The sequence below is a fragment of the Sodalis sp. RH16 genome (assembly GCF_047324245.1).
GTDB lineage: Bacteria > Pseudomonadota > Gammaproteobacteria > Enterobacterales > Enterobacteriaceae > Acerihabitans > Acerihabitans ligni.
Map to the genome: position 1 here is coordinate 3,055,468 of NZ_CP178737.1, position 24,026 is coordinate 3,079,493.

31 protein-coding genes and 1 riboswitch are annotated in these 24,026 nt (G+C 55.3%); of the genes, 25 read left to right on the top strand and 6 right to left on the bottom strand.

Annotated features, from left to right (window positions below; all coding sequences use genetic code 11):
- Positions 1–146 precede the first annotated feature (146 nt).
- The 19 genes from ACL2XJ_RS14025 (at position 147) to ACL2XJ_RS14115 (ending at position 13,283) form a co-directional block, all read left to right on the top strand.
- Positions 147–578, top strand: a complete 432-nt coding sequence (locus tag ACL2XJ_RS14025; protein WP_132923022.1) for an antiterminator Q family protein — start codon at positions 147–149, stop codon at positions 576–578.
- A 313-nt stretch (positions 579–891) separates the two neighbouring features.
- Positions 892–1,209, top strand: coding sequence for a hypothetical protein (locus tag ACL2XJ_RS14030; protein ID WP_132923021.1), 318 nt, complete (start codon positions 892–894; stop codon positions 1,207–1,209).
- 1 nt (position 1,210) lies between these two features.
- Positions 1,211–1,705, top strand: a complete 495-nt coding sequence (locus ACL2XJ_RS14035) for a lysozyme (RefSeq protein WP_413726820.1) — start codon at positions 1,211–1,213, stop codon at positions 1,703–1,705.
- Between the two features lie 84 nt (positions 1,706–1,789).
- Positions 1,790–2,209: a hypothetical protein gene (locus ACL2XJ_RS14040; RefSeq protein ID WP_413726821.1), complete on the top strand. Its 420-nt coding sequence runs from the start codon at positions 1,790–1,792 to the stop codon at positions 2,207–2,209.
- 160 nt (positions 2,210–2,369) lie between these two features.
- Positions 2,370–2,918 carry an LIC_12616 family protein gene (locus ACL2XJ_RS14045; RefSeq protein WP_132923019.1) on the top strand — a complete coding sequence of 183 codons (549 nt, stop codon included), beginning with the start codon at positions 2,370–2,372 and terminating at the stop codon, positions 2,916–2,918.
- 3 nt (positions 2,919–2,921) lie between these two features.
- Positions 2,922–4,067, top strand: coding sequence for a DUF3383 family protein (locus ACL2XJ_RS14050; protein WP_413726822.1), 1,146 nt, complete (start codon positions 2,922–2,924; stop codon positions 4,065–4,067).
- A gap of 10 nt (positions 4,068–4,077) precedes the next feature.
- Positions 4,078–4,518 (top strand): phage structural protein, encoded by a 441-nt coding sequence (locus tag ACL2XJ_RS14055; RefSeq protein WP_132923017.1) that lies wholly within the window; start codon positions 4,078–4,080, stop codon positions 4,516–4,518.
- A 3-nt stretch (positions 4,519–4,521) separates the two neighbouring features.
- Complete coding sequence (locus ACL2XJ_RS14060; protein ID WP_413726823.1) at positions 4,522–4,926, top strand: phage tail assembly chaperone; 405 nt, start codon at positions 4,522–4,524, stop codon at positions 4,924–4,926.
- A gap of 65 nt (positions 4,927–4,991) precedes the next feature.
- Positions 4,992–5,114, top strand: a complete 123-nt coding sequence (locus ACL2XJ_RS14065; protein ID WP_413726824.1) for a DUF6889 family protein — start codon at positions 4,992–4,994, stop codon at positions 5,112–5,114.
- Entirely contained in the window at positions 5,104–6,591 is a 1,488-nt protein-coding gene (locus ACL2XJ_RS14070; protein WP_413726825.1) for a hypothetical protein, read from the top strand. The genes ACL2XJ_RS14065 and ACL2XJ_RS14070 overlap by 11 nt, the downstream gene beginning before the upstream one ends.
- On the top strand, positions 6,592–7,191 hold the full coding sequence (locus tag ACL2XJ_RS14075) for a phage baseplate protein (RefSeq protein WP_203522449.1): 600 nt from the start codon (positions 6,592–6,594) through the stop codon (positions 7,189–7,191).
- Positions 7,192–7,233: 42 nt separating this feature from the next.
- The gene (locus ACL2XJ_RS14080; protein ID WP_132923012.1) at positions 7,234–7,548 is read left to right on the top strand and encodes a phage baseplate plug protein; all 315 of its coding nucleotides are present in this window, start codon (positions 7,234–7,236) and stop codon (positions 7,546–7,548) included.
- A gap of 105 nt (positions 7,549–7,653) precedes the next feature.
- Complete coding sequence (locus tag ACL2XJ_RS14085) at positions 7,654–8,481, top strand: hypothetical protein (protein ID WP_413726826.1); 828 nt, start codon at positions 7,654–7,656, stop codon at positions 8,479–8,481.
- Positions 8,481–9,137 (top strand): Gp138 family membrane-puncturing spike protein, encoded by a 657-nt coding sequence (locus ACL2XJ_RS14090; protein ID WP_203522445.1) that lies wholly within the window; start codon positions 8,481–8,483, stop codon positions 9,135–9,137. The genes ACL2XJ_RS14085 and ACL2XJ_RS14090 overlap by 1 nt, the downstream gene beginning before the upstream one ends.
- Positions 9,134–9,487, top strand: coding sequence for a hypothetical protein (locus ACL2XJ_RS14095; RefSeq protein ID WP_413726827.1), 354 nt, complete (start codon positions 9,134–9,136; stop codon positions 9,485–9,487). The genes ACL2XJ_RS14090 and ACL2XJ_RS14095 overlap by 4 nt, the downstream gene beginning before the upstream one ends.
- Positions 9,487–10,686 carry a baseplate J/gp47 family protein gene (locus tag ACL2XJ_RS14100; protein WP_413726828.1) on the top strand — a complete coding sequence of 400 codons (1,200 nt, stop codon included), beginning with the start codon at positions 9,487–9,489 and terminating at the stop codon, positions 10,684–10,686. The genes ACL2XJ_RS14095 and ACL2XJ_RS14100 overlap by 1 nt, the downstream gene beginning before the upstream one ends.
- Positions 10,683–11,348, top strand: a complete 666-nt coding sequence (locus ACL2XJ_RS14105; protein WP_132923007.1) for a DUF2612 domain-containing protein — start codon at positions 10,683–10,685, stop codon at positions 11,346–11,348. The genes ACL2XJ_RS14100 and ACL2XJ_RS14105 overlap by 4 nt, the downstream gene beginning before the upstream one ends.
- Entirely contained in the window at positions 11,348–12,352 is a 1,005-nt protein-coding gene (locus tag ACL2XJ_RS14110) for a hypothetical protein (protein WP_413726829.1), read from the top strand. Before ACL2XJ_RS14105 ends, ACL2XJ_RS14110 begins: the two co-directional genes overlap by 1 nt.
- An 805-nt stretch (positions 12,353–13,157) precedes the next feature.
- Positions 13,158–13,283, top strand: coding sequence for a hypothetical protein (locus ACL2XJ_RS14115; RefSeq protein ID WP_413726830.1), 126 nt, complete (start codon positions 13,158–13,160; stop codon positions 13,281–13,283).
- A 14-nt stretch (positions 13,284–13,297) separates the two neighbouring features.
- Here ACL2XJ_RS14115 and ACL2XJ_RS14120 read toward each other — a convergent pair whose 3' ends face one another.
- Entirely contained in the window at positions 13,298–13,510 is a 213-nt protein-coding gene (locus ACL2XJ_RS14120; protein WP_413726831.1) for a hypothetical protein, read from the bottom strand.
- Between ACL2XJ_RS14120 and ACL2XJ_RS14125 the strand changes: the two genes are divergently transcribed.
- The 5 genes from ACL2XJ_RS14125 to ACL2XJ_RS14145 all read left to right on the top strand — a co-directional run bounded on the left by ACL2XJ_RS14125 (position 13,504) and on the right by ACL2XJ_RS14145 (position 17,129).
- The gene (locus ACL2XJ_RS14125) at positions 13,504–13,692 is read left to right on the top strand and encodes a hypothetical protein (protein ID WP_413726832.1); all 189 of its coding nucleotides are present in this window, start codon (positions 13,504–13,506) and stop codon (positions 13,690–13,692) included. The genes ACL2XJ_RS14120 and ACL2XJ_RS14125 overlap by 7 nt on opposite strands.
- 308 nt (positions 13,693–14,000) lie before the next feature.
- Positions 14,001–14,219, top strand: a riboswitch (cobalamin riboswitch).
- A gap of 265 nt (positions 14,220–14,484) precedes the next feature.
- On the top strand, positions 14,485–15,150 hold the full coding sequence (locus ACL2XJ_RS14130) for an energy-coupling factor ABC transporter permease (protein WP_413723599.1): 666 nt from the start codon (positions 14,485–14,487) through the stop codon (positions 15,148–15,150).
- Position 15,151: 1 nt separating this feature from the next.
- A complete protein-coding gene (locus tag ACL2XJ_RS14135; protein WP_413723600.1) occupies positions 15,152–15,505 on the top strand; it encodes a hypothetical protein in 354 nt (117 codons plus the stop codon).
- A complete protein-coding gene (gene cbiQ, locus ACL2XJ_RS14140; RefSeq protein ID WP_132923001.1) occupies positions 15,502–16,278 on the top strand; it encodes a cobalt ECF transporter T component CbiQ in 777 nt (258 codons plus the stop codon). The genes ACL2XJ_RS14135 and cbiQ overlap by 4 nt, the downstream gene beginning before the upstream one ends.
- Before the next feature lie 11 nt (positions 16,279–16,289).
- A complete protein-coding gene (locus tag ACL2XJ_RS14145; RefSeq protein WP_413723601.1) occupies positions 16,290–17,129 on the top strand; it encodes an energy-coupling factor ABC transporter ATP-binding protein in 840 nt (279 codons plus the stop codon).
- 235 nt (positions 17,130–17,364) lie between these two features.
- Here ACL2XJ_RS14145 and rlmF read toward each other — a convergent pair whose 3' ends face one another.
- The gene (gene rlmF / locus ACL2XJ_RS14150) at positions 17,365–18,339 is read right to left on the bottom strand and encodes a 23S rRNA (adenine(1618)-N(6))-methyltransferase RlmF (protein WP_132922999.1); all 975 of its coding nucleotides are present in this window, start codon (positions 18,337–18,339) and stop codon (positions 17,365–17,367) included.
- A gap of 215 nt (positions 18,340–18,554) precedes the next feature.
- On the opposite strand from rlmF, the gene ACL2XJ_RS14155 reads away from it, so the two are divergent.
- Positions 18,555–19,409 (top strand): hypothetical protein, encoded by an 855-nt coding sequence (locus ACL2XJ_RS14155; RefSeq protein WP_132922998.1) that lies wholly within the window; start codon positions 18,555–18,557, stop codon positions 19,407–19,409.
- Between the two features lie 43 nt (positions 19,410–19,452).
- Here the strand turns inward: ACL2XJ_RS14155 and ACL2XJ_RS14160 are convergent, their stop codons facing one another.
- From ACL2XJ_RS14160 to ACL2XJ_RS14175, 4 genes are all read right to left on the bottom strand, one after another.
- Complete coding sequence (locus ACL2XJ_RS14160) at positions 19,453–20,247, bottom strand: SDR family NAD(P)-dependent oxidoreductase (RefSeq protein WP_413723602.1); 795 nt, start codon at positions 20,245–20,247, stop codon at positions 19,453–19,455.
- A gap of 173 nt (positions 20,248–20,420) precedes the next feature.
- Complete coding sequence (locus tag ACL2XJ_RS14165; protein ID WP_413723603.1) at positions 20,421–21,020, bottom strand: hypothetical protein; 600 nt, start codon at positions 21,018–21,020, stop codon at positions 20,421–20,423.
- 23 nt (positions 21,021–21,043) lie between these two features.
- Entirely contained in the window at positions 21,044–21,871 is an 828-nt protein-coding gene (locus ACL2XJ_RS14170) for a hypothetical protein (protein WP_413723604.1), read from the bottom strand.
- Between the two features lie 593 nt (positions 21,872–22,464).
- Positions 22,465–23,889, bottom strand: a complete 1,425-nt coding sequence (locus ACL2XJ_RS14175) for a PLP-dependent aminotransferase family protein (protein WP_413723605.1) — start codon at positions 23,887–23,889, stop codon at positions 22,465–22,467.
- Between the last annotated feature and the right edge of the window lie 137 nt (positions 23,890–24,026).

A 24,026-nucleotide genomic window follows, 5' to 3' on the forward strand; every position in this document is an offset into this window, starting at 1 on the left:
TCCATGAAATGAACTGAAAATCAGCTATAGCATTAAATACAATTTTAGTTGTGGTTGACAAACAATAATGTGGGTAGTTTAATACAATTAATATTGTAAATCCACGAATCTCTTTAGCAGTATTGTAAAATTCACCGGGGTCAAAAATGAGAGATATTCAGCAGGTTCTGGAACGGTGGGGCGGCTGGGCCGCAAGCGATAACAGCGGCCTTGATTGGTCCCCCATCGCCGCCGGTTTTAAAGGACTGATGCCGTATCGCACGTCGCAACGTTTAAAATGCTGCGATAGCGACGGTTTGACCATCGATGCCTGCGTGCTGCATTTGCAGGCGATGCGTCAGCGCAAAGAGCTGGATCTGATCATGTTGTATTACGTCTACCGTATGTCCAAACGGGAAATCGCGCGCCATTGGCGCATTGATGAAAAGATTATCCGTATCCAATTGCAGGTGGCCGAAGGGTTTGTGGCGGGCTGTCTGGCAATGCTGGACGTGCAACTGGATATGGATGCGCAAGTCAAAACCTACGAGAAAGAAAAGGTTAACGCGGTCCGCAAAACCCATGCTAGCATGTTCTAAGTGGTTTTTACGACCGGCAAAAGACCCCGCCTTGACGGGGTCTTGGCAATAATTTTTTCTGAAAAAAAAGCTTGTGCGGTCCGCAAAACCCGTGATAGGGTGCAATTACTGGTTATTTAGACATTATTAAACGTGATTTACAAAACGTACTAGCCAAACATATTTGAACGGCAAAAGACCTCGCTTCGGCGGGGTCTTTTCGTTTCTGTCTCTGTTATCTAGCCTGCCGGAGGTTTTCCTCCGGCGGGCTTTTTTTATTCTCTTTTTTCACCCGGCACCAACCTTGAACTTCATGCAGTGGGATATGCAACTCATGGATCAAAAATCAGATATCGCGACGCACGGCGGGGCATTGGTCACGCTGTTATCAAGCCTGATGGGACTCTCCACCTTGGAACTCGTTTACCTCGTTATCGCCGTTGTCGGCGCGGTTATCTCGCTGCTCGGCTACCTGGATAAACGAAAAACCGAACGGCTCAATCGCCAGCTGGCCCGTGAACGGCTGACGTTCGATTGGGAAAGAACCAAAGCCATCGTTGAATTTTTGCAGGGATCGCCTTCTCACGATATCAGCCAGGCCGGCGAGGTGGTTCAGAAAGTAAACAACGTGCTTAAAGAGACGGAGCATTAGCATGACGATGTCTCCCGCGTTACGCAAAAGCATCATCGCCGCCCTCAGCGGCGGGGCGATGACCATCGCGGTGGCGCTGCTGGGCGGTCCCAACGGCCTTGAGGGGCGGCAATACCTGCCCTACCAGGATGTGGCCGGTATCTGGACCGTCTGCGACGGCCATACCGGACCGGATATTATCAAGGGCCGGCGCTATACCGATGCCGAATGCGACGCACTGCTGGCAAAAGACCTGGCGCCGGTGAAAAAAGCCGTTGATACGGCGGTAAAAGTCCCGATAAAAGACAGCACCCGCGCCGCGCTTTATTCCTTTACCTATAACGTAGGGACCACGGCGTTTCGTCACTCCTCTTTGCTGCGCAAGCTTAACGCCGGCGACATCCTCGCGGCATGCCAGGCGCTGCGCCAGTGGATCTATGCCGGCAACAGGGCCTGGAAGGGGCTGATGCAACGGCGCGAAATTGAAACTGACGTCTGTACCTGGGGAGGCGTATGAACCTGTTGATTACCGAGGACACCCGGCGGGTTTTCGCCGGCGGGGTAAGGATCGCTGAAAGCCGACGGCGGGAGCACGGCGCCTATGAGCAATAAAATCGCCGTTATCCTGGCCGCCGTGGTCGTGCTGCTGCTCGGCGCCACGATGTACCTGTCATTGCATTATTACGGCAAGTATCAGGCTCAAGTGACCGCCAATTCCGCGCTGGCGCAGGAAAACAAGGCGGCTGACGCAGCCATGCAAAGCCAAAGCCATCTTATCACAATTTTTAATACTCTCGCCGGGACCACCCTCAATGCGCAAGCCAACAATACCGCTGTCGGCCAGGACCGGGAAGTGGTTATCCAAACGGTCATCAAGACCGAGCCCTGCGCTGGGACTGCCGTTCCTGCTGCTGCTGGCAACGTCCTGCTCGACCACTACCACCAGCTACGTGAAAGTACCGACGGTGCCCCTGCCGGCCAGCCTGACGGCCCCATGTCCGCCGTCGCCGCCGCCAAATGACCCTTTGACCTACGGCGCCGCGTTGGCCTGGGACGAACTGTTGCTCACCGACCTGCAAAATTGCAATGAGCAATTATCCGCCATTCGGCAAATCGAAATCGAGAGACAGAAATAGGGCCCCTCAAACCGGCTTTGGCCGACCTAAACAGGAGGTGAAACATTGGGCAACAACAGCAGTACCGAAAGCGGCTGGCTGGTGCCGCTGGGCAACGGCCCCGATTATGACGCAACCCTTGAAAACCAGTTAAGCAGCTGGGTGACGGGGCTCACCGGGCTGGCGGACGGGTATGTGGTTTCCCGCTGGCAGCCCAATCAGGCGCCGGCATTCGCGGCGGATATCAACTGGTGCGCTTTCGGCATTTCGGAAATCAGCCAGGACGACAGTCAGGCGTTCGTAGATCAGACCGACAGCAGCACTCAGCTATGGCGGCATGAAGTGATAAGTCTCCAGACGTCGTTTTACGGACCGGGCGGCCAGCAGCTGATCAGCCAGTTCCGCGACGGTATGGCGGTGAATCAGAACAACGACGAACTCAATGCACAAGGCCTGTCATTAACCGATTACAGCGCCATCAAATCCAACCCTGAACTTATCGATACACAGTGGACGCGCCGTTATGACATGACGGTGCGCCTGCGTCGCAAGGTCGTACGAGAATACGGCGTTAATTCGCTGGTGGACACACCAGTATCATTCTTTGGAGAATAACTTATGGCACAGGGATTACCTGTATCCAACGTGGTCAACGTTGATATCATCATGTCGCCCACGGCGGCATCCGGCCGCAACTTCGGCGCGTTGCTTATCCTCGGCACCTCCACCGTTATACCGGTAACCGAGCGTCTGCGTCTGTATGCCGGTATTGATGATATCGGCACGGATTTCGGCGTTGGCAGCCCGGAATATGAAGCGGCGTCGATTTTCTTTTCCCAGTCGCCGAATCCCACCCAGGTCTATATCGGCCGCTGGGCCAAAACCCTGGCCACCGGGGAAACCGGCACGGCCGAAACCCTGGCTGCGGCGGTGAATGCCTGCCTGGAATACACCAACTGGTATGGCCTGGCGGTAGCGGACGATGCGGATCTCGTCGATGGGGATGTTATCAGCGTCGCCGCCGCCATCGAGGCTTCCTCCCTCAGCCATATTTTCGCCGTCACCACCGGCGACGCTATGACATTGAGCGCCACTTCCAGCGCCGATCTGGCCGCCAAGCTCAAGGCCGCGTCTTACAGCCGCACCTTCGTGCAGTATTCCACCTCGAGCAAATATGCCGCGCTGTCGGCGTTTGGCCGGGCGTTTACCGTGGATTTCACCGGCAGCAACACCACCATTACGCTGAAATTCAAAACCGAACCGGGCGTCACCTACGAAACCCTCACCCTGTCCCAGGCGGCGGCGGTGGACGGCAAGAACGCCAACGTCTATGTCTACTACGCCAATGATACGGCGATTTTGCAACAGGGGGTCATGGCCAACGGCGACTTCTTCGATGAACGCCAGGGACTGGACTGGCTGCAAAACTACGTCCAGACCAATCTCTACAATCTGCTTTACACCTCCACCACCAAAATCCCGCAAACCGATGCCGGGGTCACGCGTCTGCTCACCAACGTCGAGGCGTCCATGGATCAGTCGGTGACTAACGGCCTGGTGGCGCCGGGGGTATGGAATGGCGGCGATATCGGTCAGCTGGCGGCGGGGGACACTCTCACCAAAGGTTACTACGTCTATGCGGCGCCCATCGCCGACCAGGCGCAGTCCGATCGCGAGGCACGCAAGGCGCCGCTTATCCAGGTGGCCTGCAAGCTGGCGGGTGCGGTGCATTATGCCGATGTTCAAATCAATGTGGTTCGTTAAGGAGTAATTCATGGCAACTTATAGTTTTTCCGATGTCAGCGCCTCTTTGTCCGGCCTGACCGGCGTTATCGATCTGGGCTACGGCTCCGCCAACGCATCAGAAGGCATCACCGTGACGATGCCCGCCGCCGTGAATACCGTCACCGTCGGCGCCGACGGTGAAGTCATGCACAGCCTGAGTCCGAATAAATCAGGCACCATCCAGGTAACGTTGCTGAAAACCTCGCCGGTGAATAAAAAGCTGTCCCTGGCCTACAACGCCCAGACCTTATCCTCGGCGGCCTGGGGCAATAACGTTATCGTCCTGCGCAACCATGCTTCCGGCGACATCACCACCGCCCGTTCCGTGGCGTTCAACGCGGTACCCAACAATACCAACGCGGCGGACGGCGGCACTATGACCTGGACATTCGCCTGCGGCAAAATCGATCAGGTGCTCGGGGAGTTCTAAGCAATGGAATTTGAACTGAAAGGCAATCAGTACCGCACGTCCGCCTTGGACGTGTTCCACCAGCTCAAGGTATCCCGCAAATTATTGCCGGTGATAGCGGACATGCTGGGAGAACTGAAAAACGGTGAAACCAGCCTGCTGGACGCCCTGCCGAAAATCGCTCAAACCATTGCCGCCCTGAAAGACGAAGACTGCGACGCCATCCTGTTTCCCTGCCTGGCGGTTGCCAGGCGTAAACAGGGCAGCCATTGGGCTCCGGTGTTCGACCCATCGTCGGACACCCTGATGTTTGATGATCTGGAACTGATGGATGTGTTGCATATCGTCGCTAACGTGGTGGGGGAATCGCTGGGAAATTTTTTTCACGATCTCCCCGGCAGCGTGACGGCGGACCCGTCGCCGCTATAACGCTGGACAGCCTGCCGGGCGGAGAAGAGTTTATTCTCCGCCCTGTCAAGGCGGGACTGACCACCATGGGTGAGATCAAAAGCGGCGCCATTGATCTGTGCGATATCGCCATGTTGAACGATTATCTCGATCTGGTGGATGACAATAATGCGCGGATAGCGCGCTGGAGGCAGGCAAATGAACGCTGAAATCATCAAGGATTTTTTGGCCGGTCTGGGGTTTCAACCGAATGCCGATGAGAGTCTGGATACCCTTGGGTCCATGATAACCCGTCATATCGCCAGCCTTGGCCGGGCTGCCGACGCAACGGCGCTCTCGATGGGACGTTTTATCGGGCGCCTGGCCAGTGGATTGGACCGTTTTTCCATACCCCCCCTCGGGGGGGCTTTTAGCGCCAATGCCGCGACGCCGGCAACGGGTGCGGCCACGTCTTTGACCGGCTTGACCGGCAGTCTGGCGGGATTGAATCGGGCTTTACAGGGGCCGTCGGTCCAGGCGGCAACCATGCTGGCGCCGTTGGCGACAGCGCTGGCGCCGACACTGTCTTTTGCCCAGGATACCGGGCAATCCGGTGCGGTAAAGCAGAGCGGCCTGGGCAGGCGGGGGTCGGTTACTACCAACGCAGGGACATCGTTATCGCGCCTGTTGAGCGTGACGGGGGCAAGTTTGCCGCAACCAGATACGGGGAGTGGCAAGGCTCTCAATGCCGGCAATGATAATGGCATGGTGAGTGGCGTTCCGGCGGCGCGGAACGGCATATCGTCGCCCCCGGGGGCCGAAGCTTCCGGAGTCAACGGGACTTCTGTCGCCCCGAATAATGCCTCGGATATCGCCGGGCATAGTGCTGCCTCCAGCGATAAGCCTGCTGTCGTCGCTCATCATCAACTGATTTCCGCTGGCGATACTGGGCGAGCCGTTGCCGGATTGTCCGCGATGGGTAGTTACCTTATCAATATCGTCAAGAGATTGGTTGGAACCATGGGGCGGCCTTTGCCGTTTGGGCATAACGGCAACCAAACCCGCGGCGGCTCAACCAAGCCCGCCTCGGGGTCCGGCGATAATATATCGAACGCGGATATCAACCCGGTATCCGCCGTTACACCAGCGGATGTCCGGCAAGCCACCGTACATAACGCCTTTAGCTCTGCACGGCAAACCGGCAATCAGCCTGACCTCGTCCCACAGCCTGCGGCGAGCGGACAGGGCGGCGGGGCTTTTTTACAGGCGCTGCTTGAGGGCGCCGGGGCCAAGGTCCGTCGGTTGGCGAACCAGAACAAAGCCGGCGGCGCCGAAACGCTCCTGAACAGCGACATGTCCGACGACGGCGAGCAAACGGCCTTGTACAGCTCCGGAACCGGCGGCGCCCTGGGCAGCCTCGCCAAACGATTCAGCGTCAATCCGACGGCATTGCTGAATATCGCCGCTCCCCGGCTCTCGGCATCCCTCATGGGGGGAACGGGCCAATGGGAACCGGGCCGGAGCCCCTATGCCAATGAACCGATGGGAAGCGCCGGCGCGGCGGCGGGGGCCGCTACCCTGAACCAGACCACCAATATCACGGTCAACGGCGCAGTGTCGCCCAGCGAGACGGCCAATACTATCGCGGATCGGCAAATCAGCGTCAACGCGACCCTGACCCAACTACTTTCCCCAAAGGCGCGATAAATGGATATTCTTTCAGCCCTGTTCCAGCAAAACTCGCGGCATTTCGGCCAGGGAACGACGCTGCTTATTCCAAGCGTAGTGGTGTCGGAAGTCCATAAGGATAGCCTGACCGTGACGGCGTATCCGGTGGAGAGTGGCGCCACCATCAGCGACCACGCCTATATGCCGCCGGCGACGGTAACCATGATCCTGGGCTTTGCCGGCGGCGGCGCGTTGCTTGACCAGTCCATCACCAGTGCGATAACAAAAACCATCGGCCAAACCACGCCCCTTGAACTCAGTCCGCAGGACACTTATAAGCAAATATTGGGCTTGCTTACCTCTCGAACCCTTATCGAAGTCACCACCGGCAAGCGGCAATACAGCAATATGCTGATTACGTCCATCGAGGTGGATACCAGTGTCGCGACGGAATACGTTTTGTCCTGCACGTTGACGATGACCCAGGTCGTTATCACCACGACTGATACGACCAAGGCCGCTTTGAAAGTCAATATGGCCAACACCTTAAGCACCTCGGCAGTGGCGAATACCGGAAAGAAAACACCGACAACACCCGCTAATCCCACGGTGGCGGCGGGCAATATTGCCGCCAATTGATATTCAAACCTCGATACTCTTTATTTTATTCGGCGGTACATCATGGCTATCCAAGAAATACCCCTCACAGCGGATAATCAGACCTTCTATATCAAGCTGGCAGGGACCTTATACAAAATGACCTTATTGTGGCGGGACAGCGCCGGCTGGATATTGGATATCGCCGACTCTGCCGGCAACGCCTTGATTCAAGGCATTCCCCTGGTGATTAACGTCGACTTATTGGCGCAATACGCCTACCTGGGCTTTAACGGCCGACTGATGGTTATGCTGGATGACGATGATACCAGTCTGCCGACCATAACCGGCCTGGGAAGCACCAGCCATGTCTATTTTATTATCGCGTCATCGTCATGATTTTTATTTCCGGTTCTAGCCACGGAATATCTGAATGAACCTCGCCCCGGCGGGTTTTTTTATGGGTGAAATATGAGTTATAACTGGCTAAGAAGTTGCACGCTCTTGATTACGGCTCCTGGCGGCCGCACGCTGGATTTAGCTAATTTGAGATGTGTTTTCACGCTGCAAGGGTGGACCACCTCACAATGGGGCTCCGCCGTTTTCAAGATTTATAATTTATCCGACGACACCGCCAATGCCATTCAGGCCGGCGAATTTTCCAGTATTCAACTCATTGCCGGCTACCAGAATAATTCCGGCATCCTGTTTGACGGCAAAATCCGCTATTCCAGCAGAAGCCTGGAGAACAAAACCGACCAGGTGGTCACCATTCAAGCGGTGGATTCTCACGATGCCAAGGTCTATGCCACCATCAACCAGACCCTGGGTAAAGGCTATGACGCCGCGCGGGTGGATGCGGCTTTAATGCAGACCTTTGAGCCCTACGGCGTGACCAGGGGCAGGACGGCGAAAATGCCCGGCACCAAATATCCCCGGTCAAAGGCTATGTTCGGGCGCTCCACAGTCTATCAAGACCTGCTTGCAAAACAGTGCCGATTCCTTTGGCAATTCATCAACGGCCAATATGTATCGATATTTGAAGATGCCAGCCTTGATGATGTGATTGTATTAAACGGTCGTACGGGGTTGCTCGGCGTGCCTACACAGACCATTGGGGGCGGGGCGGTGATACGCTGTCTGATCAATCCGACTATCCAGTGGCGAAGCCTGGTTCAGGTAGAACTGCAATCGGCCACTACCGGCTATTTTATCGTCAACTCCATAAACTGCCAGGGCGATACCATGGGCGACGATTGGTATATGGATTTGAACTGTACCGCCCACAATAACCTGGTGGATAAACCTCACAAAGATTCGAGTAAAAACTGATGACGATTCCCGTTAATGAACAAACCGGCGAGATTGACCAGTTACTGGAAGCCCATGGCGATAATCTCTCCACCAACCTGCGGGTAGCCATGCCCGGCATTATCAAGTCCTTCGATCCGGATACGGTCACCTGCTCGGTACAGCCGGCCATCAAAGGCGCCATCACCGATATCACCGGCAAGGTGAATTCCGTCAACCTGCCGCTGCTGGCGGATGTTCCGGTGCTGTTTCCCCGGGGCGGCGGCGTCACCCTGACGTTCCCGGTGAGAGAAGGAGATGAATGTCTGGTGGTGTTTGCCGATCGCTGCATCGATTTCTGGTGGCAGAACGGCGACCTGCAGGAACCGGTGGACCCTCGCCAGCATGATTTATCCGACGCCTTCGCCTTGATTGGACCGCAGTCGCAAAAATATAAAATCAGCGGCATCAGCACCACCGCCACCCAGCTGCGCACCGACAGCGGCGCGTCGTTTATTGAAATCGACCGCAGCGGCAATGTCACTATCGATACGCCGCTGCTGACGGTGAACGGCAAAGTACAAATCAACGGCGCCGTCACCTCCACCGGCGATCAGGTGGCGGCGGGCATCAGCCAGACCGGCCACGTCCACGGCGGAGTACAAAGCGGCGGCAGCAATACAGGAGCGGCAAAATGAGATACAGACGTGAAGGAGCGGACGGCGATTACACCTTTGGCCAGGGGGACAACACCTTTTTGGTCAATTCTCCCGAATGCGTGGCCCAGGCCGTGGACACCCGTTTTAAGCTGTGGCAGGGACAATGGTTCCTGGATACCACCGAGGGCACGCCCTATCTGCAGTCCATCCTGGGCAAGCAGCGCTCGGATATCTACAGCCTCGCGGTGCGCAACCGGATCCTGGGCACTGCGGGTGTCAATTCCATCCAATCCTTCGACACCAATAACGACGGCAATACGCGCCGTGTCACCTTTACCGCCGCCATCGACACCCTCTACGGGGCGACCACGGTAATAAGCGAGGCATAATGGCTCTTAATCTCGACACTCTTGGACTGGCGGCCACCGTCACAGCCACGGGCATCACCGCCCCCGACTACCAGACCATCCTCAACACCGTCACCGGCTATTTCCAGCAAATCTACGGCAGCGACGCCTATCTGGCCCCCGACAGCAAAGACGGCCAGATGGTGGCGCTGGTGGCGTTGGCGATTCATGATGCCAATAACAGCGCCATCGCGGTGTATAACTCTTTTTCACCGGCCACCGCCGTCGGCAACGGACTGGCCAGCAATGTGAAGATTAACGGTATCCAACGGGCCGCCGCGGTGAATTCCACGGTGGACGTGCTGATAGCCGGCACCGCCGGCACCACCATTACCAACGGATCGGTAAAAGACGGCAACAGCGTTATCTGGAATTTACCGGCCCAGGTGGTGATTGACGTCGCCGGCTCGGTTATTGTTACCGCCACCTGCGCCGCCACCGGCGCTATTACCGCGCTGCCCGGCACGGTAAACCAGATCAATACGCCAACCCTGGGATGGTCATCCGCCACCAATCCTTCCGCCGCCGCGGTGGGCAGCGCCGACGAGACCGACGCCGCCTTAAGGGCCAGGCAGGCCATCAGCGTGGCGCTGCCGTCGCTGACGCCCTTTGAAGCCATAGACGGGGCCATCGCCAATATCGGCGGCGTCACTCGCCATGTCCTGTTCGAGAACGACACCGGCAGCACGGACGGTAACGGCCTGCCGGCGCACTCCATCTCGGCGGTGATTGAAGGCGGCGACGCCACCGCCATCGCCGATACCCTGCGCAGCAAGAAAGGGCAGGGGGTCAGCACCTATGGCACTACCAGCATCACCGTGCCGGACGAGTACGGCAACCCACAGGTCATTAGCTTTTCCAGGCCCATTGCGGTGCCGGTGTTCATCTCCCTGACCCTGACGATATTTACCGGCTATACCTCGGTCATCGGCGACCAGATTAAAGCCACCATCGCCGACTATATCAACTCACTGTCCATCGGCAGCGATGTATTGCTGAGCCGGGTGTATTCACCCGCCAATCTCGGCGCGGTGAGCGGCGGCGCCAGCAAATATTACGACATTAACGATCTGTCCATCGGCACATCCGCCGCCGCCGTCGCGGCCGGCAATATTGGTATCGCCTGGGACGAATCGGCCTCCTGCAGCGTGGATGACATCCTTATCCAGGTGGCGTCATGAGTAAATACACCGATCTCATCACCAACTACCACCGTGGCAAACCGAATTTTGTCGACCATATCGATTTATCCACCCGCCCGCTGGTGGATATCGATGGCGCCATGACCGGGTTTATCAATGATTTTGATATTGATACCGCCGTGGGCAATCAGCTGGATATTCTCGGCGAATGGATAGGCCGCAGCCGCACCGTGGCACAGCCTATTTCCGGCGTCTACTTTTCCTGGGATACCGACGGACTGGGCTATGAACAGGGCGTCTGGCAAGGCCCCTACGATCCCGACGCCGGTTTTACCAACCTGAGCGACGATGTTTACCGGGTGGTGCTGAAAGCCAAAATCGCCATTAATCACTGGGACGGCACCAACGGCTCGCTGCCGGATATTCTGAATACCGCCCTGGCCGGCTCCGGGTTATTTATGCAGATAGTGGATAACCAGGATATGACCATTGCTCTGTGGGTATTTGCCGAAACCAGCATGGATTACGTTTCCCGTGAACTGCTGGCCGCCATTCGCCAGGGCTATTTAACGGTAAAAGCCGCCGGGGTTTATGCCGGGGAAATATTAACCCCATCGGCCAACAATCAGTTTTTCGGCTTCGACATGGACAACCAATATATCGCCGGTTTTGATATCGGCTCATGGGGAGTGAATTTATAATGGCAACCAATGATTTTAAACCGTTCGCCACCGGCGCCGGGGCCAATGTTATCGATCAGGCGGATTATCAAGCGCTGGCGGAATTATCATCGGGCTTTACGGCGGGCAAGGCGTCTTCGGCGCAGGTGAATAAGGTGCTACGACAGGCGACGGTATTTTCCAGCGTTCTGGCGCAGTTTATATCAAATCAATTATCAGCGGATGTGCTGGATAATGGCGATACGGCAACCTTGCTCAATAATCTGATTGCGGCATTGAATTCTAAGGGTGCTGCCAGTTTTTTACAAAAGACTAATAATTTATCAGAAATCAAAGACGCCGGCAGCGCTGCGCAATCAACGGCACTGGTGAATATTGGCGCCATGGGGCGGCTGCTTAATGTTCGGACATTTACCTCGTCTGGAACGTACACGCCAACGCCAGGAACGACTAGTGTTATCGTTGAGGTACAAGGTGGTGGCGGTGCCGGTGGTGGCGCATCTGTTACTACGGCTGGCGCAACATCGGTAGGAAGCGGCGGCTCTGGTGGCTCGTATGGAAAATCTCGATATACCGGTGGATTTTCAGGAGTTGCTGTTGTTATTGGTGCTGCGGGCGTTCCTGTTATTGGCTCAAATGGCGGTAATGGTGGGCTAACCTCTTTTGGCTCGCTGCTTTCCGCGCCTGGGGGAATAGGTGGAATAAAAACTGGGCCAGCTATTCCGCCAATTTCGCCACAAGGCACTGCCACTCCATCTCTTCCAACTGGAGCGAATATTCTTTCACAGCAGGGAGGACAGGGGCGCCCATCAACGGTTATTTCCACATTGGTTCTATTGCCCGGGGAAGGGGGACAGTCTGGTATGGGCGCGGGCGCGGGAATAAACGCGGTTGGGCATAATGGTCAAACGGCGGTATCTCCTGGCACTGGAGGAAGCGGGGCTGCTAATACAGAAAATACAGCGTCAGCTTTCTCCGGCGGCTCAGGAGCGCCAGGTATGGTTATAATATGGGAGTATGCATAATATGGCTAGATATGCACTTATTAATAAAGAAATTGTTGTCAATATCATATTATGGGATGGAATGACACCCGTTGTTTGGCCGGATAATACAATACCGATACTTATTACCGATGATTCACCTGTAGATATGGGGTGGTTATATAAACAGGACGAATTCATCGTTCCGCCTGTTAATGCTTAGACAGCATGGTTAATATTATATATTAATTTGTTTGACATTGTGATGTTTTTAATCAAATAAAACATTCCAGAATATACGGAAATTTTCAATAACGGGTTTTTAATTTTTTAACCTGTAAGTTTAAACGTGATTATATATATACAAATTTTGAATATATGCTCACTTAATCATTATATCCATTCGATAAAATTATTGGAGGATTTCTAATGACAACAAACAACTTCAAATCCTTTGCCGCAGGTGCCGGTGCTAACGTCACCGCCCAGGCGGATTATGAAGCCCTGGCGCCCCATGGTTTTGCTACGTTTACCTCCAGCGGCAATTTCACTGTGCCGGTAGGCGTTACAACGATTTATATTTCCGGATGCGCTGGCGGCGGTGGTGGTGGCGGTGGCGGCAGTAACAATATAGCAAATGCTTCCGGCTCTTGCGCTGGCGGGGGCGGTGCTGGTCAATCGATTCAGAGAGCGGTGTTCAATGTGACGCCAGGACAGGTAATTCCTATTACTATAGGTGGCGCTGGATCAGGAGGTACTGGAGGTGGACAGGGCTCAGACAATGCCACAAAGGGTTCTAACGGCGGGAACACGATAGTAGGATCATTAATCACCTTGTCGGGGGGAAATGGCGGCAGTGTCGGCCGGGCTGGTATCAGTACTGGAGCTTTGGGCGGAGGTGCGGGTGGTAGCGGATTTCCTCAAGGCGGTTCTGGAAGTGACAGTGCCTCACCGGGCGCAAATACTTCAATAAATGGCTGGCCTGGTTTATCGGGCAATGGTGGTAATTCGCCATTCGGTGGGGGTGGGGGCAATCAGCGCGCGGGTATTGGTAGTGCCGGCCTGAACGGTCTTCCAGCGGGTGGTTATGGGGCTGGTGGTTCGGGCGGCGCAACGCCATATTCTGGCGGTGGCAGTGGTGGAAATGGTGGCGCTGGTAGCGCTGGTTTTATAGAAATAGAGTGGTGAGGTGTATGGCAAACTATGCAGAAATTCAAAACGGTGTGGTCATAAATGTCTGTGTGTGGGATGGCGTTACACCTTTTGACGCTGGCGACGATATCCCACCAATTTTAATACCGGAAAATTCGCAGGCATGGATTGGTTGGGGATATACAGCTCCAGGCGGATTTGCCGCACCGCCAATTGAAATAATAGAATAATATTATAATGTCGCGCCGGTTGTTTTAATCGGCGCAATAAGCAGGTTGCTTGATTTCTTGATTTTTATAAAATTGATTTAGATGCATGTTTCTAATTAAATTTTATAAGGCAATATTTGATGTAAATCATATTTCACCGTTACAAATATTTTCCGGTATTTTAAGCACAACCCCCGCCTCCCTAACAAAATCTGATATCCACCCGCTAAGTTCTCCCGTTCATCATTTCTTCTTATCATGATCTACCGCAATAAAATCCCGCCATAAGGTTTAATTACCCCTTGACGTTAATTGAAAAAAAACTCAGGATAAATTTCCGAGATTTGGGTGCCTTAGCTTCGCGATCGCGAGGCGGGTGAAACGGAAAGCCGGTGCAGATCCCTTTTGGGATAATCAATATTCCGGCGCAGCCCCCGCTACTGTAAGCCTGACGAATTTACCTTCAGCCACTGTGTTTTATGACATGGGAAGGCGGTAAAGAAGAATGACGGCAAGCCAGGAGACCGGCCCATCTCATACAGGAAGTACCAATCCCCGGGGTGATGGGAAGGGTTCGGTTATAACTTCGCGGCGAGAGTGGTTAACATTCCCCGTGTCTGAACTTATTTTCCTTCCTTCACTGCCGCATGTTGGTTTTTTAATTTGTGTTATATACCCAATGGTTTTCAAGCGGCGGCAAGCGAAAAATCCCGATGAGGCTTACTCAGGCAGGTTATTCGAGTGAAAGAGTCTATTTAGCACAGCTGCAACGAGAGAGATGATGGGTATAGTTGACACTCGTGAGGATCAGGCATGCATATCGAAGATGGAATTTTACCGCTGACGGCGTGCGCCGTTTATTATGCCGTGACGGCGGTTTTTGTTGTGCCGGGCATCTATGAAATAAAACGAAAAATCAAAACTAATCTCGCTTATAAACCTTTCCTCGCCATGATCGGCGTCGCGGTGTTTGTTATCTCGGCGATGCATTTGCCGGTGCCGGTCACCGGCTCCAGCTCTCATCCGTGCGGCACGCCATTGGCGGCGATTATTATCGGTCCGTTCGCCACCGCGGTTGTGTCGATGATTGTGCTGTTTTTCCAGGCGGTCTTCCTGGGCCATGGCGGCATTACCACCATCGGCGCCAATACGGTCTCCATGGGCATTGCCGGGGCTTTTTCCGGTTACGCCGTGTGGAAATTCTTCAGGGCGTTTCGTTTTCCGTTATGGCTCGCCGCGGGCATGGCCGGCCTGGTGGGGGATTTGGTGACCTATCTCATCAGCGCGTTTGAGCTGGCGTTAAGCCTGCACGGCAACGTTCCGCTGGTGAAGCAGTGGATGATTTTTTTCATGGGCTACGGTCCGACGCAACTGCCGCTGGCGGTGGCCGAGGCGGTTTTTACCGCCGCGGTGCTGCAGGCCATGGTCAGCCGGCGTCCTGACCTGTTGCCGGGAATCTTGACGAGAACGGGAGCATAACATGTCATTGCAGATTGAGACTCCGACCGAAGAGGCGAAAAAGACCCAGTTTTTTGATGGATTCACCAAAACCATGCTGGCGGTCATGTGCGTTATACTGCTGTTTATCTTTGCCTCGGGAACCTATATGAGCACCCACAACATGGACGGCAGCGGTACGGATAACCACGTCAATGATTTGGCCACCGGCGTGGCGCACAAACCTCATCATCCCTTTGTGGAATTGCCGGGGGATGCCGAGGTGGGGGCCTTTTCCGTGGCCAACTTTTTCGCCGGCCTGATTGTGGGATATCATTGGCTGAAGCTGTTTGGCGGCAAGGGCAACGCCGTCGGGAGCAAAGAAGAAGAATCATGAGCCTGGCGCGTTTCGCCGATGAATCCTCCAGTCCCCTGCGCCGGCTGGACAGCCGGGTAAAAACCGTTGTTTTGCTGTCGGCGGTGGCGGTGGCTTCCGTCTTGAGCCAATGGTATCTGGCGCTGGCATTATGGCTGGCCGCCATCAGTCTGTTTTGCGTTATGCCCTTTGACCGCAGGGCATTGTTAAAACGCTTGATCATGCCGATGGGTATTGCCTGGCTGGTATTTTTAAGCGTGCTGTTCACCCATGGCAGCCGGCTGCTGTTCACTATTCCGCTTCACTACTTTTCCCTTGATGCCTATCAGGAGGGATTGGTCTTCGGTATTGTCCTTTTTTTACGCATCATGGCGGCGGTGACCCTGGTTGCCGCGCTGTCATTCAGCACGCCGATGATAGATATCCTGGAAACGCTGCGCCTTTGCAAAGTGCCGCATACCGTTATTGATATTGCGGATATGATGTATCGTTATGTTTTTATTATGCAGGATACCGCCTTTACCATGCGGCAGGCGCAAATCAGCCGCTTGGGAGAGACTGTTTCCTGGCTGCGCAGAGTCAGGGATACGGGTAAGGTCGCCGGCGGTATCCTCATCCGATCCCTGGACCGAAGCACGCGGATTTATCAGGCCATGCTGGCTCGCGGTTATGATGAAGACAGTCACGACCTGTGCTTTTTTACCACCAAGGTGCCAAGGCGGGATAAATTGATTGGCCTGGCCGCCGGCTTATTGCTGATATTGGTCGTCACGCTGAATGTGTTAAGCCGCTAACCGAGAAAACCATGGACATTATCAAGCTTTCCGACGTCAGCTTCTCTTATGACGGTAAACACAATGCACTGAATCATCTGGATCTGACCGTCGGCCAGGGCGAGCGTGTCGCTGTTTTGGGCCCCAATGGCGCGGGGAAGTCGACGCTGTTTCAGCTCTTTAACGGACTGTTGTTGCCTCAGGGCGGACGGGTGGTGGTGGATAGCCTGCCGGTGGTGAGGGAGAACTTCATTGAACTGCGGCGCCGGGTGGGCATGGTTTTCCAGGACTCAGACGACCAGCTGTTTAACGCCACGGTTTATCGGGAAGTCGCCTACGGCCTGGTTAACATGAAAATTGCCGGCGAGGAATTGGATAACACCGTACGCTGGGCGCTGAATATCGTCGGCATGGAGTCCTACATTCACCGCAATCCTTTTAATCTCAGCGGCGGCGAGAAGAAGCGCATTGCCCTGGCAAGCGTAATTGCGATGAAACCGAAGATCCTGGTGCTGGATGAACCCTTTAATGCCCTCGACCCCCGGTCGGCCAGTCATTTGGTGCATATGCTGAACGATATCAATAAAACCCTGGGCATCACCCTGATTTTTACCCTCCATGATATGGATATCGTTCCGCTGCTGGCGGACAAGGTCTATTTGATGGATAAAGGGGAAGTGGTTCTGGGGGGGAATCTCTCTGAGTTTTTCAATCAAAAAGACATTCTGCGGCGTTTCGAACTGAGATTGCCTCGGGTGGCTCATCTGGCGGAGCTGTTGATGCGCGACGGCCGGCTCGATGAAAAGGGGCTGCCGCTAACCATCGGTCAGGCCAAAGAGATGATAGAGGCGGCGCTGGCGCCCAAATCGTGATTATTCCATCCGGACGTGCCGATTTGCAAGGCCGGTTAGCGCCGAGGGTTATCTTGCTGACCCTTGTCGCCATGGCACGCCGGCGCCCGCCGAAGGTAATCCCGTTGAACCGTGTCGCCACGACAGGCCGGCGAGCGCCGAGGGTAACGTTGATTCTTGCTGTCGCCAGCCGCTAACGTTAACGGCTTGTCCTCGGCGGCTGTTTATAGGCTTCTCACTGCCGGGAGCCGCCGGGTTATTCCGGTTTCTGCCAGCGCTCGGCGGCCCATTGCGCCTGTTGTTCGGCATTCTGGAAGGTCCAGGCGATAAAGCGGCTGATTTTCTGGCCTTGGGCCATATCAATGGTGCGCACATCGTACGCATCGGCCAGCTTCAGGGCCTCATACAGCGGCGGCAGGGTGGTGTGCTTGGAAATCAGCGAGGTGAACCACAGGCAGTTTTTGCCTTTGCCGACGCTTTCTTCGACCATCTTGCCGACGAAGGCCAATTCACCCCCTTCACACCAGAGTTCGTTATTTTTACCGCCGAAATTTTGCACCGGCGTGTCCGCCACTTCGCCTTTGCCGAGTTTATGCAGCTTCAGCCGGGTGCTGGCGCGCGCCTCCTCCGCCGAACCATGGAAAGGCGGGTTGCATATAGTAGCGTCAAAGCGTTCTGCGATGCCGATGATATTGTCAAAAATAGCGTCGCTTTGCTTTTGGTGGCGCAACCGCACGCTGTTTCTCAGCGTGGGATTCATCTCCACCAGCATTTTGGCCGAATTCAGCGAGATTTTGTCATTTTCCGAGCCGGTGAAACGCCAACCGTACTCATGCTGGCCGATAATGGGATAAATACAGCTGGCTCCCACGCCCACATCCAGGATGGCGATATTTTTGCCACGGGGTATTTCTTGACCATTACCGTCCGCCAGCAAATCGGCGAGATAATGAATATAGTCCGCTCGGCCGGGAATTGGCGGACAGAGGTAATTCGCAGGAATATCCCAATGCTCGATACCGTAGTAATGTAGTAATAAGGCTTTATTCAGCATTTTCACCGCCGCGGGATCGGCAAAATCCACCGAAATGTCTCCCCAGGCATTGGGTTTAACGAACGGCGCCAGCGCCGGGCAACGGCCGATCAGCGCATCAAAATCATAGCGTGAACGATGGCGGTTCCGCGGATGCAGGTGGTTTTTTTGCTGCGGGAAGGTTTTCTTGTGTTCCATCGTTCAGATTCTCAGGCGGGTTGTTCCGGCGGCTAAGATAACACAATGTCCGGCGTAGGGGGGAGTGGACGGCAAAAAGCCGGAAAATCGATGCCGGAAAAAATCAGCCTTATCTTATGGCGTTTGGCGGCGATATTCCCCTCAGACATCGTCACCGCAGTTTGGACAATGGATGGAGAGGGGCAATTGCTATAGAATGAGTGTTCCTCTCGCAAATGGATATGCTGCAAAACGCCATGATCACACTTTTCCAGAAATGGGCGGCGGTGTTTTTATTGGGAAGCCTGTTGTCCACCTCCGCCGTTGCCGCGGTTAGCTGCGCTGACAAACATCGCAGGGTGAACGACAATAACAATCTCATCATGTTGGACGGCAATGCGAGGGGGAATATCAAGATGATGGTCTCCGGCATGGTAGGAAAGGATGTGAATGAACAGGCCTCCGGCAACATTCGCTTTGATCGCTGCGGTGTCTTGTCCGATGCGCTTTTTGATTATCGTAAATCCGAAGGCAGCGTGATCCTGCGGATGATCAACCATACCGTCAAAGCGCCGGGCGGCTGGGAATCCGACTATGAAATTACCGTCATCCTGGATAAAGAGGGGACCCAGACATTGGCGACCCACAAGCTGGGAAAAATCAATTTTTCCACCGATAAAACCGGTTTGATCGCCACGTCTACGGATGCTTTTACCATTAACGATCAAAAAGGCTTTACTACCACGGTGTATAGCTATGACAAGCGGCGCCGGCTGGTGAAAAGCGTCTCGCGCGGTTCGGATGCGCTGGCGAACGATCAGTACGTTTATAACTACGACAAAAAAGGCCTGTTAGCCACCACCGCGTCTTCGAAAGGCTCCACGACCTACCGTTACGATGACGCGGGAAGGGAACTGGGCTCCAATTCGGTTTCAACCACATCCATCAGCCAGATTTCCAAGATTGAAGAGTGCCAGCGCTTCGACGCGGTGGGGAATTGTGTTTTAAGCTACGGCCGGGAAACGGAAATCTTCCCTCTTTATGTCATAAAGCGCCACAGAAGCACGGCGATGCAATATCAATATTGGTAACGCATCCCACCTCCCCGGTCCCGGCGTGAAGCGACATTTTCAATCAAACGATGCTGTTCACCACGCCGCCGTCTACCCGCAATGCGGCGCCGGTGGTGGCGGAAGCTTGCGTTGAGCAGGTGTAGATCACAAGATTGGCCACTTCTTCCGGGGTTGCCAGCCGTTGCAGGATAGAAGTGGAGCGCTGGGTGCGTACGAAATCGGCTCCGGCCTCTTCGATGCTGATGCCTGCTTCCTCCGCGCTTCCCTTCAGCATGGCCCGGACCCCGTCGGACAGTGTCGGTCCGGGCAATACGGAATTCACCGTTACGCCGCTGCCGGCGGCAAGCTTGGCCAACCCGCCCGCAACCGCGAGCTGCGCCGTTTTCGTCACGCCGTAATGGATCATTTCAGTGGGAATATTCAGCGCCGATTCCGATGAGATAAAGACGATGCGGCCCCAATTGCGATCCAGCATGCCCGGCAGATAGAAGCGCGACAAGCGTACGCCGGACATCACGTTGGTTTGGAAATAGTGTTCCCATTCGTCGTCGTCTATTCTGAAAAAAGGTTTCGGGCCGTAGATGCCGGCATTATTCACCAGAATATCCGCCTTTGGTACCGCGTCCGTTAAACGCGCCACACCCGCGGCATCGGATAGATCGGCCGCGATCCCGCTCAGGACGGCGCCGGGAACATCAGCAGCGATGGCGGCCAGCGCTTTGTCCACGGTATCCTGGCTGCGGCCGTTGATGACCACGGCGGCGCCGGCCCGTGCCAGGCCGTTGGCAATGGCGAAGCCGATACCGCTGGTTGAGGCGGTGACCAGGGCGGTTTTACCTGATAAATCAATGTGCATAATTGTCTCCTTTGCGTTGCGAAATAAAATGGCTCGGCAGGACATGAGTTATTTATTATGGGGGATCTGGCGGGAATACCTATAGCGCAGGCCGGTTTTTTCTCCTTTTGATTTTGGCGTTGCGCCACAGGGGGGCCGGATCATTAAGTCGCTGTCGGCCGTGGAGGGACCGCTCAATCCGACAGCCGGTCATTTTCTCCGTGAAGAGCCCCCTGCGCCAGCGTGGTGGGTAGCTGGACTTGCGCCAGCGTGGTACGCGGCTGGACTTGTGCCAGCGTAGTACGCAGCTGGACTTGTGCCAGCGTGGTACGCAGCTGGACTTGTGCCAGCGTGGTACGCAGCTGGATAAATGCGGCGACTTCTTCTTTGAGTCTTGCCAGCTCGGCTTTTTGTTTTTCCCTGGCGGGACTCATAGCGGTACCGGGTATCAATACCGACAGATCTTTGATCAGCGCCGGTAATTTTTTGGCTTGCCCTTGCTCGGCAAATCGGCATAACGCGTCAAAGGTCAGGGTGACCGGCGCCGACTCGTCCCGGACGATCAGCAACGGATGTTCGCCATATAATTTAAGCAGCGCGATTTTGGTATCGGCGATAATTTCATTTTCTCTGATGAACCGGGCCTTTGACGGGCTTTCTTCCTCTATGGACCATAAAACCACCTCATATGGCGGGAGCGGCGGCGCCAAACCCGGGGAAACCGTCCGGGCACGCCCCGAAAGGGCAAACAGGCTGTAAGCCCAAGCCAGCATCGGCAGGATAAACCACCACATACCCATTCCTTATCCCGTAAGGGTTAACGTTGACGAAGCTCATTGATGCGAAAACGCAATGTATCCCCCAGGCGCTGTAAATCCCGTTGCCATAAAGAAAAAGTCTGACTCAGCTCGGCTTCTTTTATGGCGATGCTTTTTTTGCGGATTTTAATGGCCCCGGTAACCCAGGCATCCAGCGTATCAAGCAACGCTTTGCTGCTTGCGGTTCGCATCCCGGGCAGGCCGCCCTCATAACTGCCGATCAGTAACAAAAGCTGTTGCCGCAGCGCCTGGATACGGCCGTGCTCCAATAGCAGCACCGGGACCCCGCTCTTTGCCGGAGCGGGATAGCTTTCATCGGGAATCCCGCCGCTGCAGGATAAAAACAGCATTGCCAGATTGCGGTGAATCGCACTCAGGCGCTCCAGCATTTGGCAAGGCACCTTATCTGCCTGGGCGAGGACCACAATCATCCGTTGGCGAAGGTCGGGAAACCGAGCCTTGAGCGATTGTAGAAAAGCCATTTCGCCGGCCGCCAGCGCGCCTTGTCGCATATCGTGTATCAAGACGATGATATCGGCGCCGATGGCTTTTTCCCAGGCCTGCGCGCTCTGTTGACCGGACAGGTCGAAACCCGGCGTATCAACATACCGGGGGACGATCGCAGCAGGGGACCCGTCTGTGGCTGATAGCGTGCGGGATAGCGACAGGACTTTGACCAGGTCGCTCTTGCCGACGTTGGCCAAACCGCATATCACGATGTGGCAATCGGCGGCGGGCCGGGTGGAAAAGGCCTGAAGCTGCTTGTAATAAAGTGAAGATTCCGGCGTTTCATCGAACAATTGTTGCAAGCAATCTTGAGTAGACATAGCCATCCTTTAACAATATCGCATGCCGCGCCTGAATCAGCCCTGAAGCCCCAAGCCGCCCGGTATAGGTTATCGGCAGATTGCAGGCAGGGTTTAGCGGCGAGCGCGCTGCCCTGAAAATATGGCGGGTATAAAAGCCAGGGTGTCGGCGGTAGCCATGGGAAACCGGATGGAACGGCAATCTTGGCGTGATATCGGCGCACAGGAGGAAAAAAAATATATCAAGGGGGAGTAGAACAAGGAAATCGGAGGATGCCCCGAACCTAGGTCCGAGGCGTAAAGTCTAGCTCATTGCTACATGAAACCGACGCAAGTATGAACCTAAATACCGGGGGCGTAAACACGAAAACAACGTTTTTTTTCAGCGCCGACAGGAGAGCCGGTCAATGAAAAGCGTTGTTTAACCAACACCATTTTTCCATGGGCAAAAAAAAGCCCGCTCTAGGACGGGCAAGGACTTCACAGCAAAGTCGAAACGCGCATTGATCAGAGAGGATGATGGGTGCCGGACCGCTTATCGGACCCGATTAAATATGAACTCCCTTAAGTAAACATCGGGGCAACCGATTTGGAAATTAACTGAAATTTTAGGGTTAAGCCAATGGCCGGTTAAGGGATAACATTAATATCCGGCATATGTCCCGGGCCTGTTCGGGGCTGGCGACATTGGTGAATCCCATCAGCAGTCCCGGTTCGATTTCGGCCGCCAGACACCAGCGCGACAATGCCTGCACCGCCACGCCGGATGCCAAGGCATCATCCGCCAGCGCCCCATCGTCGGTGCCGGCCTTCAGTCGGGCCAGCAGCTGTATGCCGCCGGCCTGAGGCGCTATTTTCAGATGCTGCCCGCAAATCTCCTGTAGCGCCCCTTCCAGATAACTCCGGCGCAGGGTGTAGAGGTTCCGCATTTTTTTCAAATGGCGGGTGAAATGCCCCTGTTCAATGAAATCGCTGACGGTGCCCTGCAATAATTCGGGGCAGTTATTGGCCATTCGTTCGGAAACCCCGGCAAACCGGGGGATAAGCCCGGCCGGCACCACGAGATAGGCCAGCCGCAGACCCGGATACAATACCTTGCTGAAGGTCCCGGCATAAAGTACCCGTCCCCCGTCGTCGAGGCTCTTTAGCGCCGGCAGCGGGCGGCCGTGATAACGGTATTCGCTGTCATAATCGTCTTCAACGATCCAGCTTTGCCGCCGATTGGCCCATTCAAGCAAAGCCAGGCGGCGGGGCAGGGAGAGGGCGACCCCCAGCGGACTTTGATGAGACGGCGTCACCACGGCAAAACGGGCATCGTCCGCCAGCGTCTGACCGGCGTCCACCCGCAGGCCTGATCCATCCACCGGCACCGGTACAAGCTTTGCGCCGGCGCCGATGAGCACATCGCGGGCGAAGGGATAACCGGGATCCTCGAACCAGCAGGCGTCCCCCGGCTTCATCAGGCAACGGCATATCAGCTCAAGGGCCGCGGGGTAACCGGCGCAGATAAAGACCTGATCCGGCCCGCAGACAATGCCGCGGGAGATGCCCACGTAAGCGGCGATAGCTGAACGCAGGGGCGCATAACCGCGGGGATCGGGATAAACCATGTTCTCCACCCCCGGCCGGCGCAGGCGGCTGCCGGCCAGGCGGGCCCAAAGTTTGCGCGGAAAGGCATCCAGCGCCGGTAAGCCAAGCTGCAGCGGCAGCGGAACGGGGCGCTGAGGGCGAATTGTCGACTCACGGATAACCACCGGAAGCGTCGGCTTTTCCTTAATGCGGCGGGTCGGCAACTGGGGTGAGACCACCGTGCCCGCCGGGCCGCGCGTTAACAGATACCCTTCGCTTATCAATAATTGATAAGCCGTTTCCACCGTGCCGCGGGCCAGATCCAATTCGCTGGCCAGGCTGCGCACCGACGGGATGCGATCGCCGGGATGCAGCCGGCCGTTGGTGATGGCCTCGCGAAACCGCCGGTAAATCTGCAGATAGAGCGGTATTGAATGGTCGCCATCAAGTTGTATGTGCTGATAAGGCATGGCATGTCCTAATCATTCAGCCGGTTCTTGGCCCTGTAGATTATGACATTCATTGCCTATAGTGAACCCGCATTTAATGAAGACGCTTATGATGCGGCTTTCACCTTCGTTTTACAAAGATGACCGGCCCGCCGGCA

Excerpts from the sequence above, each read along its gene's own strand:
- ACL2XJ_RS14170 (WP_413723604.1), bottom strand. The coding sequence starts at position 21,871 with ATGTCTACTCAAGATTGCTTGCAACAATTGTTCGATGAAACGCCGGAA.
- ACL2XJ_RS14080 (WP_132923012.1), top strand. The coding sequence starts at position 7,234 with ATGGCTATCCAAGAAATACCCCTCACAGCGGATAATCAGACCTTCTAT.
- ACL2XJ_RS14135 (WP_413723600.1), top strand. The coding sequence starts at position 15,152 with ATGTCATTGCAGATTGAGACTCCGACCGAAGAGGCGAAAAAGACCCAG.
- ACL2XJ_RS14160 (WP_413723602.1), bottom strand. The coding sequence starts at position 20,247 with ATGCACATTGATTTATCAGGTAAAACCGCCCTGGTCACCGCCTCAACC.
- ACL2XJ_RS14110 (WP_413726829.1), top strand. The coding sequence starts at position 11,348 with ATGGCAACCAATGATTTTAAACCGTTCGCCACCGGCGCCGGGGCCAAT.
- ACL2XJ_RS14095 (WP_413726827.1), top strand. The coding sequence starts at position 9,134 with ATGAGATACAGACGTGAAGGAGCGGACGGCGATTACACCTTTGGCCAG.
- ACL2XJ_RS14100 (WP_413726828.1), top strand. The coding sequence starts at position 9,487 with ATGGCTCTTAATCTCGACACTCTTGGACTGGCGGCCACCGTCACAGCC.
- ACL2XJ_RS14130 (WP_413723599.1), top strand. The coding sequence starts at position 14,485 with ATGCATATCGAAGATGGAATTTTACCGCTGACGGCGTGCGCCGTTTAT.
- ACL2XJ_RS14155 (WP_132922998.1), top strand. The coding sequence starts at position 18,555 with ATGGATATGCTGCAAAACGCCATGATCACACTTTTCCAGAAATGGGCG.
- ACL2XJ_RS14090 (WP_203522445.1), top strand. The coding sequence starts at position 8,481 with ATGACGATTCCCGTTAATGAACAAACCGGCGAGATTGACCAGTTACTG.
- ACL2XJ_RS14175 (WP_413723605.1), bottom strand. The coding sequence starts at position 23,889 with ATGCCTTATCAGCACATACAACTTGATGGCGACCATTCAATACCGCTC.
- ACL2XJ_RS14165 (WP_413723603.1), bottom strand. The coding sequence starts at position 21,020 with ATGTGGTGGTTTATCCTGCCGATGCTGGCTTGGGCTTACAGCCTGTTT.
- ACL2XJ_RS14115 (WP_413726830.1), top strand. The coding sequence starts at position 13,158 with ATGGCGGCAGTGTCGGCCGGGCTGGTATCAGTACTGGAGCTTTGGGCG.
- ACL2XJ_RS14060 (WP_413726823.1), top strand. The coding sequence starts at position 4,522 with ATGGAATTTGAACTGAAAGGCAATCAGTACCGCACGTCCGCCTTGGAC.
- ACL2XJ_RS14025 (WP_132923022.1), top strand. The coding sequence starts at position 147 with ATGAGAGATATTCAGCAGGTTCTGGAACGGTGGGGCGGCTGGGCCGCA.
- ACL2XJ_RS14035 (WP_413726820.1), top strand. The coding sequence starts at position 1,211 with ATGACGATGTCTCCCGCGTTACGCAAAAGCATCATCGCCGCCCTCAGC.
- ACL2XJ_RS14105 (WP_132923007.1), top strand. The coding sequence starts at position 10,683 with ATGAGTAAATACACCGATCTCATCACCAACTACCACCGTGGCAAACCG.
- ACL2XJ_RS14055 (WP_132923017.1), top strand. The coding sequence starts at position 4,078 with ATGGCAACTTATAGTTTTTCCGATGTCAGCGCCTCTTTGTCCGGCCTG.
- cbiQ (WP_132923001.1), top strand. The coding sequence starts at position 15,502 with ATGAGCCTGGCGCGTTTCGCCGATGAATCCTCCAGTCCCCTGCGCCGG.
- ACL2XJ_RS14030 (WP_132923021.1), top strand. The coding sequence starts at position 892 with ATGGATCAAAAATCAGATATCGCGACGCACGGCGGGGCATTGGTCACG.
- ACL2XJ_RS14075 (WP_203522449.1), top strand. The coding sequence starts at position 6,592 with ATGGATATTCTTTCAGCCCTGTTCCAGCAAAACTCGCGGCATTTCGGC.
- ACL2XJ_RS14125 (WP_413726832.1), top strand. The coding sequence starts at position 13,504 with ATGGCAAACTATGCAGAAATTCAAAACGGTGTGGTCATAAATGTCTGT.
- ACL2XJ_RS14065 (WP_413726824.1), top strand. The coding sequence starts at position 4,992 with ATGGGTGAGATCAAAAGCGGCGCCATTGATCTGTGCGATATCGCCATG.
- ACL2XJ_RS14070 (WP_413726825.1), top strand. The coding sequence starts at position 5,104 with ATGAACGCTGAAATCATCAAGGATTTTTTGGCCGGTCTGGGGTTTCAA.
- ACL2XJ_RS14040 (WP_413726821.1), top strand. The coding sequence starts at position 1,790 with ATGAGCAATAAAATCGCCGTTATCCTGGCCGCCGTGGTCGTGCTGCTG.
- ACL2XJ_RS14050 (WP_413726822.1), top strand. The coding sequence starts at position 2,922 with ATGGCACAGGGATTACCTGTATCCAACGTGGTCAACGTTGATATCATC.
- ACL2XJ_RS14145 (WP_413723601.1), top strand. The coding sequence starts at position 16,290 with ATGGACATTATCAAGCTTTCCGACGTCAGCTTCTCTTATGACGGTAAA.
- rlmF (WP_132922999.1), bottom strand. The coding sequence starts at position 18,339 with ATGGAACACAAGAAAACCTTCCCGCAGCAAAAAAACCACCTGCATCCG.